The sequence below is a fragment of the Pseudomonas sp. PME37.24/006 genome, from assembly GCF_055556635.1.
The window spans coordinates 746,688-760,366 of record NZ_JBVHNL010000002.1 but is presented as its reverse complement, the minus strand read 5'-3'; the positions used below and the strand labels follow the sequence as shown (position 1 = coordinate 760,366).

The window sequence follows — 13,679 nt, the reverse complement described above, 5'->3', positions numbered from 1 at the left end:
ATATCGCCTTGCACAATCGGGCGCCACGCCAATCGGCGACGGTTGGCCGTTTTGTGGCTGGGGTATGCCTGGTTTTCTGGGTAAAATGCGCGGCTTCAGTACTTCTACCGGATTTCCGCGCGCCATGGGCACCCTCTCGGTCAATCAGAACAAGCTGCAAAAACGCCTGCGTCGTCAGGCCGGCGAAGCCATTGCCGATTTCAACATGATCGAGGAGGGCGACAAGGTGATGGTCTGCCTGTCCGGTGGCAAGGACAGCTACACCATGCTCGATATCCTGCTTTATCTGCAGAAGGTCGCGCCCATTCACTTCGAGATCGTCGCGGTGAATATGGACCAGAAGCAGCCAGGCTTCCCCGAGCACGTGCTGCCGGCCTATCTGGAGTCCATCGGTGTGCCGTACCACATCGTCGAGAAGGACACTTACTCGGTGGTCAAGGAGAAGATCCCGGAAGGCAAGACCACCTGCTCGCTGTGTTCGCGCCTGCGCCGCGGCACCCTGTACACCTTCGCCGACGAGATCGGCGCGACCAAGATGGCCCTCGGTCACCACCGTGACGACATCCTCGAGACCTTCTTCCTCAACATGTTCTATGGCGGCACGCTCAAGGCCATGCCGCCCAAACTGCGTGCCGATGACGGGCGCAATGTGGTGATTCGCCCGCTGGCCTATTGCAACGAGGCCGATATCGAGGCCTATAGCAATCTCAAGGAATTCCCGATCATTCCGTGCAACCTTTGCGGCTCCCAGGAAAACCTGCAGCGTCAGGTGGTCAAGGAGATGCTTCAGGACTGGGAGCGCAAATCGCCGGGTCGCACGGAAATCATGTTCCGTGCCCTGCAAAATGTGGTGCCGTCGCAACTTGCCGACCGCAATCTGTTCGACTTCACCAGCCTGAAAATCGATGAGCAGGCCACGCCGCGCTTTCTTAACGTGATGAACCTGTAAGAGTCCAAGCCATGTACAAGGCCATGCTGGTGATGTTCTGTCTGTTGCTGAGTGGCTGTGGTGGCGGTAGCGAGCAGGGCCGCCTGACGCTCGAGTTGGGTGGCAAGGCCATGCGTTTCGATTCGCGGCTGGTGGCCCAGTTGGCCGAGAGCCGCGAGCATCTGGTCATTGGCGGTCGTCTGGACGATGGGGCCATGAGCGACAGTTACGATTTCGAATTGTGGGCGCTGGGCGGTGAGATCAAGCCAGGTACTTACAGCCTGTCAGGCTCCAGGCTGGTCAGTCGTTATGCCATACAGCATGAGGACGGCACAGAAATCTGGTCGGCGCTCAGTGATGATGATGGTGCCGCGTTCAACCTCAGGATAGACAGCATCGACGACTGGGGCGTGCGCGGCAGCTTCGACGGTCGCCTCAAGCGCCTCGGCGGCGAAGGTTTCATCGAGGTGAGCGAGGGTCGCTTCGCTGCACCGTTCAAACTCCAGTAGATCCGAAGGCAAACGATGCACGATTACCGATGGATGCATGAATACTGCGTGAACCGCTTCGGCTCGCTGGAAGCCCTCGAGGCGCGCCTGCCGCAACCGGCTTCTGACAAGAATCTCCGTGCTCTAAGCGATGATCGCTACCTGTCGATCATGAGCCTGCGCATCTTCCGGGCGGGTCTCAAACACAGCCTGGTGGACGCCAAGTGGCCGGCCTTCGAAGAAGTGTTCTTCGGTTTCGATCCGGAAAAGGTCGTGCTGATGGGCGGCGAACGCCTCGAGCGTCTGATGCAGGACGCTCGCCTGATCCGCCACTTGGGCAAGCTCAAGAGCGTACCCCGTAACGCGCAGTTCATTCTCGACGTGGAGCGTGGCGCGTTGAGCGGGCCGGCTGCCGCTGCGAAAACCACCACCCCGCGCCCCGGCTTTGCCTTTGGCGCACTGATCGCCGATTGGCCGGTGACCGATATCGTCGGGCTCTGGCACTGGTTGGCCAAGCAGGGTACTCAGCTCGGCGGCCTTTCTGCACCGCGCTTTCTGCGTATGGTTGGCAAAGACACCTTTATTCCTTCCGATGACATGGTCGCAGCGCTCAAGGCTCAGAAGATTGTCGACAAGGTACCAAGCAGTCAGCGCGACCGCGCTGCGGTTCAAGCTGCCTTCAATCAGTGGCATGCGGAAAGTGGTCGGCCCATGTGCCAGCTGTCAGTGATGTTGGCTCATACGGTCAACCACTGATGCATCCCCATCTGCCGCGCCTCGCTTCAGCCGTCGCTGCCGCGCAGAGGATTTTGATCATCACCGGAGCAGGCCTGTCTGCCGACTCCGGGTTGCCTACCTACCGCGGCCTCGGTGGTCTGTACAACGGCCACACCGCAGAGGGCGTACCGATCGAAGTGGCGCTATCTGGCGACATGCTGCGCCGCGACCCGGCGCTGTGCTGGAAGTACCTGGCACAGCTCGGCACCGCCTGCCTGGCCGCCCAGCCAAACGCCGGTCACAAGGCGATTGCCGAGTTGCAGGCCTTGAAGCCTGAATGTTGGGTGCTCACTCAGAACATCGACGGTTACCACCGCCTGGCTGGCAGTCCGACAGATCGACTGATCGAAATTCACGGTGAGCTGGCGCCGCTGCATTGCCAGAGTTGTGGCGGCGTGGACGAGGGACTCGTCAAGCATCTGCAACAACCGTTGCCGCCTCTGTGCGGGAGTTGCGGTGGTGTGCTGCGCCCGCCGGTGACGCTGTTCGGCGAGATGCTGCCGGAGGAGGCCGTCGGTCGTCTGTATACGCAGTTGGAGAAGGGGTTCGATCTGGTGATCAGCGTCGGCACCAGCGCAAGCTTCCCTTATATAGTCGAGCCGCTGCTGCGCACTCGCCAGTCTGGTGGGGTGACGGTGGAGGTCAATTTGTCGCAAAGCGAGGTTAGCGATCTGGTTGACTTCAGGCTGGAAGAAAGGGCCTTAGATGTTTTTCCGGAACTACTGAGTCACATTAATCGTCATAGAATTTGCATATGGCCCCGTTAGAGGGCATAGTCGCGGCTGTTCATTTTTCATGCCACGGTCGTGCCCATGCGCAAAAGCTTCGCACCCCTCGTGCCTCTCGCACTGACGATGGTTCTCGCCGCCTGCGCTAACCATGCTCCGCAATCCCATAACGATGCCCCAGCCCAGGCTTCTTTGCCTGCCCGGCCGGTAGTCGCAGCGCCTGTTCTGGATCGGATCGATGTCGTTGAAGACGATGCAGCCGCTGATTTTGCCGGCCACGCACCGTACGAGCTGCCACAGCTTGCAGACAGTGTTCTCGAAAAAGGCCTCTCGCTGATCGGTACCCGCTACCGGTTCGGGGGCAGCTCGGTGAAAACCGGTTTCGATTGCAGCGGTTTTATTGGTTACCTGTTCCGTGAAGAGCTTGGCATGGAGCTGCCGCGCTCGACGCGCGACATGATCAACATCGACGCGCCGCTGGTCGAGCGCAAGGCGCTGGAGCCCGGTGATCTGGTGTTCTTCAGCACGGCAGGTCGTGGCCGCGTCAGCCATGCCGGTATCTATCTGGGCGATGATCAGTTCATTCATTCCTCCAGCAGCCGCAGCGGTGGCGTGCGAATCGATAGCCTGGATGACCGCTACTGGAAACGTACCTTCATCGAAGCCAAGCGTGTCCTGGCGATGGCGCCGACCGAGCACCTGGCGTCTCAGCATTGAGGTGGTAAATGTCCGATCTGCACAGATCGGGCAACATCTTGATAGTTTTCAAGCGGCTGCAGCATAAAGCTAAAGCTTGCACTGCGGTTGTGAACGGAGCAGAGTAGGGCGCATTCAGGCTCCGGGATCGTCCGTCCATGACTGCCACCATTCGCATCGCCCTCTTGCTGCTCACAGCACTGCTCAGTGCGTGCTCCAGTCGTGCACCCGTACCTGCTCCGCAACCCGTTGTCGTAGCACCTGTACCTGGTAATTATCAGGGGGGCGCTGACGATGTACTGTTTCGTGCATTGGGCCTTGTCGGCACGCCTTACCGCTACGGCGGCAATACCCCAGCCAGCGGTTTCGATTGCAGCGGCTTGATCGGTTACGTCTACCGTGATGCGGCGGGCATCCAGTTGCCGCGGTCGACGCGCGAACTGATCAGCATGCGCGCGCCGACCGTAGGGCGTGATGCCCTGCGCAGTGGTGATCTGGTGTTCTTTGCCACCAGTGGCGGCCGCCAGGTTAGCCATGCTGGCATCTACGTCGGCGAAGGACGCTTCGTGCATGCACCGTCCTCGGGCGGCACCGTGCGCTTGGACAGCCTCGCCAACAGCTACTGGCAGCGTACCTATATCGAAGCGAAGCGGGTTTTTCCGGTCGAGTTGGCTAGTCATCCCTGAGTCTTCGATTGACGCTGAGGCGGCCAATCCTTACCCTTCGCCGCTTGCTTCAGGTGTCCTCGGTTTTGGCCGAGGGTGAAACTGGGAAGTCGGTGCGCCGCTGCTCCAGCAAGCAGGCAATGCCGACGCTGCCCCCGCAACGGTAAACGAGCCAAGCCACGCTTTCAGCCACTGTATCGCCGATACGGGAAGGCTGCGTCGGTGGCCGCATTCTGATGAACGCGGCGCTCGCAAGCCCGGAGACCGGCCTGTCGCTTTTTCCAGAGTTGCGCGGTGGGCGCGGCCGGTGCGTGATCGATCCGGTCAGCTCCTGCCTACTCCTGTGTGATTCCTTTATCGTCCGGCATGAACCCGGTTTCCTGCCCGAGCGCTTCACCTGCGTGCGCCGATTGGCCCTGCGCTGAGGAGATCCCATGAGCGAATCGACCCCATCCCCAAGCCGAGAATCAGCAGAGCGCGACGCGCGGCACAACGCCCGTATGGCGCGCAAGAAAGCCCTGATGGACGAGAAGATCGCCCAGGCTCAGGACGAGTATGGCCTGTTGCTGGTGCACAGCGGCAATGGCAAGGGCAAGAGTAGCTCCGCGTTCGGCATGGTTGCCCGGGCGCTGGGACATGGTCTCAAGGTCGGCGTGGTGCAGTTCATCAAGGGCGGCATGGCCACCGGCGAAGAGCATTTCTTCCGCCGCTTTCCCGATGAGGTCAGCTATCACGTGATGGGCGAGGGCTACACCTGGGATACCCAGAATCGGCAGCGCGATATCGAGAAAGCCGTGCAGGCCTGGGAGGTCGCCCGGCAACTGCTGAACGACCCGCAGATCGCCTTGGTGGTGCTGGATGAATTGAACATCGCCCTCAAGCACGGTTATCTGGATGTGGACGTGGTGCTGCGTGATATCGAATCGCGCCCCGAGCTTCAGCACGTTGTCGCGACCGGCCGTGGCGCGCCGCCAGCGCTGCTTGAAGCAGCCGATACCGTCACCGAGATGACGCTCGTCAAGCATGCCTTCAAGTCTGGCGTAAAAGCACAAAAAGGCGTGGAGTTTTGATCGTTACAGCGTCTGCATCCGATGCGGGTGAGCGCACGCCGCGTCACTGTCCTGCACTGTTGATCGCGGCTCCAGCCTCGGGGCAGGGTAAAACCACCGTCACTGCGGCCCTGGCACGCCTGCACACCCGGCAGGGGAAGCGGGTGCGGGTGTTCAAGTGCGGGCCTGATTTTCTCGACCCGATGATCCTCTCCCGTGCCAGTGGCAATCCGGTCTATCAGCTGGACTTGTGGATGGTCGGCGAGGACGAGAGCCGTCGCCTGTTGTGGGAGGCTGCTGGCGAGGCGGATCTGATTCTCATCGAAGGCGTGATGGGCTTGTTCGATGGCTCGCCATCCGCCGCCGATCTGGCCCGCCGCTTCGGCGTACCGGTGTTGGGCGTGATCGATGGCTCCGCCATGGCCCAGACCTTCGGCGCGCTGGCCGTCGGCCTGGCCAGCTATCAGCCGGATCTGCCGTTTTCCGGCGTGCTCGGCAATCGCGTCAATCCCGGTCGTCATAACGACCTGATCCGTGACAGCCTGCCGGCCTCGATTCGCTGGTACGGCTCGCTGCCACGCAGTGCTGCCATTGAATTGCCGAGCCGACACTTGGGCCTGGTGCAGGCCGCCGAACTCGCGGATCTCGATGTGCGCCTAGACACCGCTGCTGATGCCCTAGCGCAGACCGCGACGGTAACCCTGCCGCCACCCGTAGTGTTCGCCCCTCCGCCGATTGCGTCCATAACGTCACTGCTGGATGGTGTGTGTATCGGCGTGGCCCTCGATGCCTCCTTTGCATTCACCTACCAGGCCAATCTCAATCTGCTCAAGCAGATGGGCGCGACTCTGATGTTCTTCAGCCCGCTGGCCGATGAAAGCCTACCCGAGGTGGACAGCCTCTATCTGCCCGGCGGCTATCCCGAGCTGCACCTGCAGGCTTTGGCCGCGAACCGTTCGATGATCGAGGCCATCACGGTCCATCATCAAGCCGGCAAGCCGATCCTCGCCGAGTGTGGTGGCATGCTTTATCTGCTCGACTCGCTGAGCGACGTGGCTGGCGAACGAGCTGAGTTGGCCGGGCTGCTGCCCGGCCATGCTCAGATGCAGAAGCGCCTGGTTGCCCTGGCGCTGCAGGCGGTAACGCTGCCCGAAGGGCTGTTGCGTGGTCACAGCTACCATCATTCGCGGCTCGAGTCCGAACTGGAGCCATTGGCTCGCGGCGAGTGCCCCAATGACAAACCGGTCAGTGAGGCGGTGTTCCGTCTCGGCCGGCTTACCGCGTCCTATATCCACTTCTATATGCCATCCAATCCTGCGGCCGCAGCGGCATTGTTTCGACCATGAGCGACCACGCCTTCAGTCCTGAGGAGCGCGCCGCGGTCTATCGGGCTATCGCCGAACGCCGCGATATGCGCCATTTCAGTGGTGGTGAGGTAGCGCCCGAAGTGCTCGCGAAGCTACTCGAGGCGGCGCATCAGGCACCCAGTGTGGGGTTGATGCAACCTTGGCGCTTCATCCGCATCACCCGGCCGGCGCTACGTGAAGACATCTATCAGTTGGTCGAGGCCGAGCGTCGGCTGACCGCCGAGGCCCTGGGCGAGCGCTCCGACGAATTCATGCGGCTCAAAGTCGAGGGCGTTCGTGAGTGCGCCGAGGTGCTGGTCGCGGCGCTGATGGACGGCCGTGAATCCCATGTATTCGGCCGCCGTACCTTGCCGGAAATGGATATGGCGTCGTTGTCCTGCGCCATTCAGAATCTGTGGCTCGCCGCCAGAGCCGAGGGGCTGGGTATGGGCTGGGTGTCGCTGTTCGATCCTCTGGCATTGGCCGAACTGCTGGGCATGCCAGCCGGCAGCAAACCGGTGGCGGTGCTGTGCCTGGGGCCGGTGCAGGCGTTCTACCCGGTACCGATGCTGGCCCAGGAGGGCTGGGCCGAGGTGCGGCCATTGAGTGAATTGCTGTTTGAGGATCGCTGGGCATCATATGGCGGGGAGACACATGAATAGCGCAGCACCTTTATGAGCCTGATCCTCAGTGCGGCCGCTGGTGTGGCGCTGGATGCCGCGCTCGGTGAGCCGAAGCGCTGGCATCCGCTGGTGGGCTTCGGCAAGCTGGCCAATCGTCTGGAGCAACGCTTCAACCCGTCCGGTGGTGGCTGGCGCAGCCATGGCGTGAGCGCCTGGTGCCTGGCGGTATTACCGCTCACTCTGCTGACTGTGCTGCTGGTGCAGTTGCCCTGGGTCGGCTGGCTGGTGCAGATCATCGCCCTGTATGCGGCGCTTGGTCTGCGCAGCCTCGACCAGCACGCTCAGCCCGTGGCCCAGGCGCTGCGCCTTGGCGATCTGCCCTTGGCCCGCCAGCGGGTCGGCTATATGGTCAGCCGCCGCACCGATGACCTGGACGCCACCGGCGTAGCCCGTGCCGGCACCGAGTCGGTGCTGGAAAACGGCAGTGACGCGGTGTTCGCCGCGCTGTTCTGGTTTCTTGTCGCTGGCGCCCCCGGTGTGGTTCTGTATCGCCTGAGCAATACCCTGGATGCCATGTGGGGCTACCGCAACGAACGCTTCGAGCGCTTCGGCTGGGCCGCTGCGAAGATCGATGACCTACTCAACTACGTGCCGGCGCGTCTGGTCGCGTTGACTTACGCGTTACTCGGCCGCACCAGCACGGCGATGCGTTGCTGGCAGAGTCAGGCGCCGCAGTGGGACAGCCCCAACGCCGGGCCGGTGATGGCCGCTGGTGCCGGTGCGCTGGGCGTCAGTCTCGGCGGTGCGGCTGTCTATCATGGCGAGCTGCACCAGCGACCCGAGCTTGGCGAAGGGCCGCAGCCCCAGGCGCGGGATATCGAACGGGCGATGAATCTGGTTTGGGGTGGCGTGCTTTTATGGCTGCTGCTGATGCTGATCGTGGGGGTGTGCGTTGCTTGAGCATGGCGGACGTTTGCGGCGAGCGGCTCTTCAGTACGACATTCCCCTGAGCGACTGGCTGGACGTCTCGACTGGCGTGGCGCCTTACGGATTCGCACTGCCAGCGATTCCGCAGCAGGCCTGGGTGCGTTTGCCCGAACTGGATGATGGGTTGGAAGCTGCTGCCTGCGCCTACTACGGCGTCGATCGGCTGCTGCCGGTGGCTGGCTCTCAGGCGGCCATCCAGTGCCTGCCGCGACTGCGGCGTGAAGCGCGCGTGGGCATCGTCTCGCCGGCCTATGCAGAGCATGCGGCGGCCTGGCAGCGCGAAGGACACCGGGTGCTGGAACTCAGCGAAGCGAGCGTCAACCGGGCGCTGGAGCGGCTCGACGTGCTCTTGCTGGTCAACCCCAACAACCCTACCGGTCGGCGATTTTCACCGCAGCAACTGTTCGCCTGGCATGAGCGCCTAGCCGAGCGAGGCGGTTGGCTGATCGTTGACGAAGCCTTCATCGACTGTACCCCGGAGCAGAGCCTGGCGGCTCACAGCCACCTGCCAGGCTTGATCGTATTGCGCTCGTTCGGCAAGTTTTTCGGCATGGCAGGTGCCCGGCTGGGTTTCGTGCTGGCCGACACCAAGCTGCTCGGTGAGCTAGAAGAGATGCTTGGCCCCTGGACGATAAGTGGGCCGACGCGCTGGTTGGGAACCCATCTGCTCGAAGATCACGCTGGCCAGCAGGCGCAGCGGCAGCGCTTGGCCAGTGACGGTCAGCGCCTGGCCGACCTGCTGCGCGAGCATGGCCTGCCAGCCACTGGCGGTTGCTCGCTGTTCCAGTGGATCGCCTGCGAGCGGGCCGGCGTGCTGCATGAGTTTCTGGCCTGTAATGGCATTCTCACCCGGCTATTCGAACGGCCGGCAAGCATTCGTTTTGGCCTGCCGCCGGATGAAGAGGGCTGGCAGCGTCTGGCCCGAGCACTGAGCGTATTCGCCGAGGAGTCGCGATGAGCCGTTCTGAACCAGGCACCGCTCTTATTCAGCAGGGCGCTACTTTAATGGTGCAAGGCACCACGTCGGATGCCGGCAAGAGCACCCTGGTCACCGCGCTGTGCCGCTGGCTGCGCCGCCAGGGCGTCAGCGTGGTGCCGTTCAAGCCGCAGAACATGGCACTCAACAGTGCGGTAACCGCCGACGGCGGCGAGATTGGCCGCGCTCAAGCGGTGCAGGCTCAGGCCTGTGGGCTGGCGCCGCATACCGACATGAACCCGGTGCTGCTCAAACCCAACAGCGACACCGGCGCTCAGGTGATCATCCACGGCCAGGCCGTCGGCAACATGAATGCCGTGGCCTACCACGATTACAAACAAGTCGCCCGCCAGGCGGTGCTGGCCTCCCATCAGCGCCTGCAGGCGACGCATCAGGTGGTGATGGTGGAGGGGGCCGGTTCGCCTGCGGAGATCAATCTACGGGCCAACGACATCGCCAACATGGGCTTTGCCGAGGCGGTCGACTGTCCGGTGATTCTGATCGCCGATATCGACAAGGGCGGCGTTTTCGCCCATCTGATTGGTACCTTGGAATTGTTATCACCCAGTGAGCAGGCGCGTCTCCAGGGCTTCGTGATCAATCGCTTTCGCGGCGATATCGCCTTGCTGCAGCCCGGCCTGGACTGGCTCGAGAAACGCACCGGCAAGCCGGTGCTTGGCGTGCTGCCCTATCTGATGGATTTCCATCTGGAGGCCGAAGACGCCATTGACCGTCGCCAGGTGAGCAAGGCCGAACAGGTGCTCAAAGTGGTGGTTCCGGTGCTGCCACGCATCAGCAATCACACCGATTTCGACCCGCTGCGCCTGCACCCTCAGGTCGAACTGACCTTCGTCGGCCCTGGCGAAGCGATCCCGCCCGCCGACCTGATCATTCTGCCCGGCTCCAAGAGCGTACGCGCCGACCTGGCTTTCCTGCGTAGCCAGGGCTGGGCCGAGGCCATCGACCGGCATCTGCGTTATGGCGGGAAGCTGCTTGGCATCTGCGGCGGGCTGCAGATGCTCGGGCGCCGTGTCGAGGATCCCGACGGCCTCGAAGGGCTCGCCGGCGTTAGCGAGGGCCTGGGACTTTTGCAGATCGACACGGTGCTGGAGCCTCACAAGCAACTGCGTAATGTGCTTGGGCGTCTATGCCTGGAGGATGCCCCTATCAGCGGTTACGAGATTCATGCCGGCGTGACCTCGGGCGCCGATCTGCAGCGTGCCGCCGTTCAGCTTGATGACGGTCGCGCAGACGGTGCTCTGAGTGCCGATGGCCAAGTCATGGGCACCTATCTGCATGGCCTGTTCGAGTCCTCGGCAGCTTGCTCGGCACTGCTGCGCTGGGCCGGCCTGGGCGATGTGCAGGTGGTGGATTATCACGCCCTGCGTGAACGCGATATCGAGCGCCTGGCCGATCTGGTCGATGCGCATCTGGATCGCTCGGCGCTGCTTTCTCTGTGTGGCCTGGCGGCCCCTGTGGAGACCGAATAGATGCAGGAATTGATTCTCGGCGGCGCCCGTTCCGGCAAGAGCCGACTGGCCGAGCGCCTGGCCCACGAGTCGGGCCTCGAGGTGATTTACATCGCCACCAGCCAGGCGCTCGATGGCGAGATGAGCAGCCGTATCCGGTCACATCGCGATCGCCGCCCGGCGCACTGGGGGCTGGTCGAAGAGCCGCTGGAGCTGGCCCGGATACTTGGCGAGCAGGCATCGGCACAGCGCTGCCTGCTGGTCGATTGCCTGACCCTGTGGCTGACCAACCTGTTGCTGCTGGAAGATGACGCACGCCTGGTGCGCGAGCGCGACGCGCTGTTGGCCTGCCTGGCGAACCTGCCGGGGCGGTTGATTCTGGTCAGCAATGAAACCGGGCTCGGCGTGGTGCCGATGGGCGAGTTGACCCGTCGTTATGTCGATGAAGCCGGCCTGCTGCACCAGGCCATCGCCGAACGCTGCCAGCGGGTGGTGTTCACGGTCGCTGGCCTGCCGATGATTCTCAAGGGAGATCCGTTATGAACCTCGACTGGTGGCTCAACCCCACTCAGCCTATCGATCAGGTTGCGCGCGACAAAGCTGAGGCGCGGCAGGGGCAGTTGACCAAGCCGGCCGGTTCGCTCGGCGAGCTGGAGCGCCTGGCGATTCGCCTGGCCGGGCTGCAGGGCCGTGAGTGCCCGGGTATCGACAAGGTGTGGATCGCCATTTTCGCCGGCGATCACGGCGTCGTGGCTGAAGGTGTCTCGGCATACCCACAGGCGGTCACGGGCCAGATGCTGCGCAACTTCGTCGGTGGTGGCGCAGCGATCAGCGTGCTGGCCCGGCAATTGGGTGCATCGCTGGAAGTGACTGATCTGGGCACCGCGCTGCCCCTCGAACCGCTGCCAGGCGTGCGTCATCTGCAGGTCGGCGCCGGCACCGCCAATCTCATGCGTGAAGCGGCGATGACTCCGGCCCAGACGCTGATCGCCCTGCAGGCCGGACGCGACAGCGTCGTCCGCGCTGCAGGGGATGGTCGTGAGCTGTTTATCGGCGGTGAGATGGGCATTGGCAACACCTCCGCGGCCACGGCGCTAGCCTGCCTGTTGCTAGATTGCCCTGTAGCCGAGCTGGTGGGGCCGGGTACCGGGCTCGCCGCTGCCGGCGTGGCCCACAAGGCGCAGGTGATCGAGACGGCCCTGGCGCTGCACCGTGCAGCCGCCAGCGAGCCGATGGAAGCCCTGCGTCGCCTGGGCGGCTTCGAGATCGCTGCGCTTACCGGCGCCTATCTGGCGTGCGCCCAGCAGGGCGTGGTGGCGCTGGTCGACGGCTTCATTTGCAGCGTCGCCGCATTGCTGGCGGTGCGCCTGAACCCGGCGTGCCGCGACTGGCTGCTGTTTTCCCATCAGAGCGCCGAGCCGGGCCATCAGCGCCTGCTCGCCGCATTGCAGGCCACGCCGATAGTCAGCCTGGGCCTGCGCTTGGGTGAGGGCAGCGGGGCTGCTCTGGTGGTGCCAATGCTGCGCTTGGCCTGTGCGCTACACAATGAGATGGCCACTTTCGCCGAGGCGGCGGTGGCGGATCGCGCGCCGTGATCCTGCATCTCTTGCGCCATGGCGAAACCGAACAGGGCGGCGGCTTGCGCGGCAGCCTGGACGACGCACTGACCGACGCTGGCTGGGCGCAACTGCGGGCTGCGGTACGGGCCGATGAACACTGGGATGCGCTGATCAGCTCGCCGCTGCAGCGCTGCGCACGCTTTGCCGAGGAACTGGCCGCCGCCCGCGATCTGCCGTTGCAGTTCGAGGCCGGTTTGCAGGAGCTGCATTTCGGCGATTGGGAAGGACGTAGCGCCGCCCAGTTGATGGAAACCGATGCCGAGGATCTGGGGTGCTTCTGGGCCGATCCCTACGCCTTCACGCCACCCGGCGGCGAGCCGCTGTTCGCCTTCGAGGCGCGGGTGCTGGATGCGTTGCGGCGTCTGCAAGACGCTTATCAGGGGCAGCAGTTGCTGGTGGTCACCCATGGCGGGGTGATGCGTCTGTTGCTGGCGCGGGCGCGTGGGTTGCCCCGTGAACAATTGCTGCAGGTCAGCGTGGCCCACGGTCAGCGAGTACACCTGCAGATCGATGGTCACGGCTTGCGGGAAATACCATGACACCTTTCTGGATCGCGCTGCAGTTTCTCACTCGCCTGCCGGTACGCCTGGCCGGCGTACCCACGCCTGAGCAGACGGGGCGCTCGCTGCTTTGCTATCCGCTGGTTGGTGTGGTGATCGGCCTGCTGCTGCTCGGCGCCGCGCATCTGCTCGACGCTGCGCCCGTGCCACTGCAGGCGGCGCTGCTGCTGAGCCTCTGGGTCGCGCTGACCGGTGCATTGCATCTGGATGGCCTGGCCGACAGCGCCGATGCCTGGATGGGCGGTTTCGGGGATCGCGAGCGCACCCTGACGATCATGAAGGATCCACGTAGTGGGCCGATCGCCGTGGTGGTGCTGATGTTGCTGCTGCTGCTCAAGTTCGTTGCCTTGCTGACCCTCCTCGAACGGGGTGATCATTTCGCGTTGCTGCTGGTTCCGGTGCTCGGGCGTGGTGCCTTGCTGGCCCTGTTTCTGTGGACGCCCTATGTCCGCGCGGGCGGACTCGGCGAGGCGCTTGCTAATCATCTACCGAGGTCGACCGCCATCGCCGTGCTGGCAGTGACGTCGCTTGCCTGTCTGCTGTTCGGTGGTATCTGGGTGATGCTGGCGGCGGTGGCAATTTTCTTCTGCATGCGGCGCATGATGCAGCAGCGCCTGGGCGGCACCACAGGCGACACCGCCGGGGCCTTGCTGGAAGTGCTCGAGTGCGGCGCTCTGCTGGCCATGGCCCTGCAAGTCACCAGCTAACCAGCTATCCCGTAGCCTGGGTCGAGCGAAACAGTACCTGGGGTTTCTCCAGGCATGCGCT

General features: G+C 63.5%; 16 protein-coding genes and 1 riboswitch. All 16 genes read left to right on the top strand.

The window, feature by feature from the left end; all coding sequences use genetic code 11:
* The first annotated feature begins 124 nt into the window (after nucleotides 1–124).
* The 16 genes from ttcA to ACZ3GY_RS09030 all read left to right on the top strand — a co-directional run bounded on the left by ttcA (nucleotide 125) and on the right by ACZ3GY_RS09030 (nucleotide 13,618).
* A complete protein-coding gene (gene ttcA / locus ACZ3GY_RS09105; protein WP_463566042.1) occupies nucleotides 125–949 on the top strand; it encodes a tRNA 2-thiocytidine(32) synthetase TtcA in 825 nt (274 codons plus the stop codon).
* Nucleotides 950–960: 11 nt separating this feature from the next.
* Nucleotides 961–1,437, top strand: a complete 477-nt coding sequence (locus ACZ3GY_RS09100; RefSeq protein ID WP_465909738.1) for a hypothetical protein — start codon at nucleotides 961–963, stop codon at nucleotides 1,435–1,437.
* Between the two features lie 15 nt (nucleotides 1,438–1,452).
* Nucleotides 1,453–2,172 (top strand): DNA-3-methyladenine glycosylase I, encoded by a 720-nt coding sequence (locus tag ACZ3GY_RS09095; RefSeq protein ID WP_465909737.1) that lies wholly within the window; start codon nucleotides 1,453–1,455, stop codon nucleotides 2,170–2,172.
* Nucleotides 2,172–2,960: an NAD-dependent deacylase gene (locus tag ACZ3GY_RS09090; RefSeq protein ID WP_465909736.1), complete on the top strand. Its 789-nt coding sequence runs from the start codon at nucleotides 2,172–2,174 to the stop codon at nucleotides 2,958–2,960. The genes ACZ3GY_RS09095 and ACZ3GY_RS09090 overlap by 1 nt, the downstream gene beginning before the upstream one ends.
* A gap of 45 nt (nucleotides 2,961–3,005) precedes the next feature.
* Nucleotides 3,006–3,638, top strand: a complete 633-nt coding sequence (locus ACZ3GY_RS09085; RefSeq protein ID WP_463564542.1) for a C40 family peptidase — start codon at nucleotides 3,006–3,008, stop codon at nucleotides 3,636–3,638.
* A gap of 137 nt (nucleotides 3,639–3,775) precedes the next feature.
* A complete protein-coding gene (locus tag ACZ3GY_RS09080; protein ID WP_225831677.1) occupies nucleotides 3,776–4,303 on the top strand; it encodes a C40 family peptidase in 528 nt (175 codons plus the stop codon).
* 34 nt (nucleotides 4,304–4,337) lie between these two features.
* Nucleotides 4,338–4,569: riboswitch (cobalamin riboswitch) on the top strand.
* 147 nt (nucleotides 4,570–4,716) lie between these two features.
* Nucleotides 4,717–5,352: a cob(I)yrinic acid a,c-diamide adenosyltransferase gene (cobO, locus tag ACZ3GY_RS09075; RefSeq protein ID WP_463564543.1), complete on the top strand. Its 636-nt coding sequence runs from the start codon at nucleotides 4,717–4,719 to the stop codon at nucleotides 5,350–5,352.
* The gene (locus ACZ3GY_RS09070; protein WP_465910024.1) at nucleotides 5,352–6,677 is read left to right on the top strand and encodes a cobyrinic acid a,c-diamide synthase CobB; all 1,326 of its coding nucleotides are present in this window, start codon (nucleotides 5,352–5,354) and stop codon (nucleotides 6,675–6,677) included. The genes cobO and ACZ3GY_RS09070 overlap by 1 nt, the downstream gene beginning before the upstream one ends.
* A complete protein-coding gene (bluB, locus tag ACZ3GY_RS09065) occupies nucleotides 6,674–7,339 on the top strand; it encodes a 5,6-dimethylbenzimidazole synthase (protein WP_463564544.1) in 666 nt (221 codons plus the stop codon). The genes ACZ3GY_RS09070 and bluB overlap by 4 nt, the downstream gene beginning before the upstream one ends.
* 12 nt (nucleotides 7,340–7,351) lie before the next feature.
* Nucleotides 7,352–8,260 carry an adenosylcobinamide-phosphate synthase CbiB gene (gene cbiB, locus ACZ3GY_RS09060; protein ID WP_463564545.1) on the top strand — a complete coding sequence of 303 codons (909 nt, stop codon included), beginning with the start codon at nucleotides 7,352–7,354 and terminating at the stop codon, nucleotides 8,258–8,260.
* A complete protein-coding gene (cobD, locus tag ACZ3GY_RS09055; protein ID WP_465909735.1) occupies nucleotides 8,253–9,245 on the top strand; it encodes a threonine-phosphate decarboxylase CobD in 993 nt (330 codons plus the stop codon). Before cbiB ends, cobD begins: the two co-directional genes overlap by 8 nt.
* Nucleotides 9,242–10,753, top strand: a complete 1,512-nt coding sequence (locus ACZ3GY_RS09050; RefSeq protein ID WP_465909733.1) for a cobyric acid synthase — start codon at nucleotides 9,242–9,244, stop codon at nucleotides 10,751–10,753. Before cobD ends, ACZ3GY_RS09050 begins: the two co-directional genes overlap by 4 nt.
* Nucleotides 10,754–11,275 (top strand): bifunctional adenosylcobinamide kinase/adenosylcobinamide-phosphate guanylyltransferase, encoded by a 522-nt coding sequence (cobU, locus tag ACZ3GY_RS09045; RefSeq protein ID WP_225831687.1) that lies wholly within the window; start codon nucleotides 10,754–10,756, stop codon nucleotides 11,273–11,275.
* Nucleotides 11,272–12,327 (top strand): nicotinate-nucleotide--dimethylbenzimidazole phosphoribosyltransferase, encoded by a 1,056-nt coding sequence (cobT, locus tag ACZ3GY_RS09040; protein ID WP_463564548.1) that lies wholly within the window; start codon nucleotides 11,272–11,274, stop codon nucleotides 12,325–12,327. Before cobU ends, cobT begins: the two co-directional genes overlap by 4 nt.
* A complete protein-coding gene (gene cobC / locus ACZ3GY_RS09035; protein ID WP_463564549.1) occupies nucleotides 12,324–12,890 on the top strand; it encodes an alpha-ribazole phosphatase family protein in 567 nt (188 codons plus the stop codon). The genes cobT and cobC overlap by 4 nt, the downstream gene beginning before the upstream one ends.
* Nucleotides 12,887–13,618 (top strand): adenosylcobinamide-GDP ribazoletransferase, encoded by a 732-nt coding sequence (locus ACZ3GY_RS09030; protein WP_463564550.1) that lies wholly within the window; start codon nucleotides 12,887–12,889, stop codon nucleotides 13,616–13,618. The genes cobC and ACZ3GY_RS09030 overlap by 4 nt, the downstream gene beginning before the upstream one ends.
* Nucleotides 13,619–13,679 lie beyond the last annotated feature (61 nt).

Bases quoted from the DNA above. Each gene is read 5' to 3' on its own strand.
- ttcA (WP_463566042.1), top strand. From the start codon at position 125: ATGGGCACCCTCTCGGTCAATCAGAACAAGCTGCAAAAACGCCTGCGT.
- ACZ3GY_RS09100 (WP_465909738.1), top strand. From the start codon at position 961: ATGTACAAGGCCATGCTGGTGATGTTCTGTCTGTTGCTGAGTGGCTGT.
- ACZ3GY_RS09095 (WP_465909737.1), top strand. From the start codon at position 1,453: ATGCACGATTACCGATGGATGCATGAATACTGCGTGAACCGCTTCGGC.
- ACZ3GY_RS09090 (WP_465909736.1), top strand. From the start codon at position 2,172: ATGCATCCCCATCTGCCGCGCCTCGCTTCAGCCGTCGCTGCCGCGCAG.
- ACZ3GY_RS09085 (WP_463564542.1), top strand. From the start codon at position 3,006: ATGCGCAAAAGCTTCGCACCCCTCGTGCCTCTCGCACTGACGATGGTT.
- ACZ3GY_RS09080 (WP_225831677.1), top strand. From the start codon at position 3,776: ATGACTGCCACCATTCGCATCGCCCTCTTGCTGCTCACAGCACTGCTC.
- cobO (WP_463564543.1), top strand. From the start codon at position 4,717: ATGAGCGAATCGACCCCATCCCCAAGCCGAGAATCAGCAGAGCGCGAC.
- bluB (WP_463564544.1), top strand. From the start codon at position 6,674: ATGAGCGACCACGCCTTCAGTCCTGAGGAGCGCGCCGCGGTCTATCGG.
- cbiB (WP_463564545.1), top strand. From the start codon at position 7,352: ATGAGCCTGATCCTCAGTGCGGCCGCTGGTGTGGCGCTGGATGCCGCG.
- ACZ3GY_RS09050 (WP_465909733.1), top strand. From the start codon at position 9,242: ATGAGCCGTTCTGAACCAGGCACCGCTCTTATTCAGCAGGGCGCTACT.
- cobU (WP_225831687.1), top strand. From the start codon at position 10,754: ATGCAGGAATTGATTCTCGGCGGCGCCCGTTCCGGCAAGAGCCGACTG.
- cobT (WP_463564548.1), top strand. From the start codon at position 11,272: ATGAACCTCGACTGGTGGCTCAACCCCACTCAGCCTATCGATCAGGTT.
- ACZ3GY_RS09030 (WP_463564550.1), top strand. From the start codon at position 12,887: ATGACACCTTTCTGGATCGCGCTGCAGTTTCTCACTCGCCTGCCGGTA.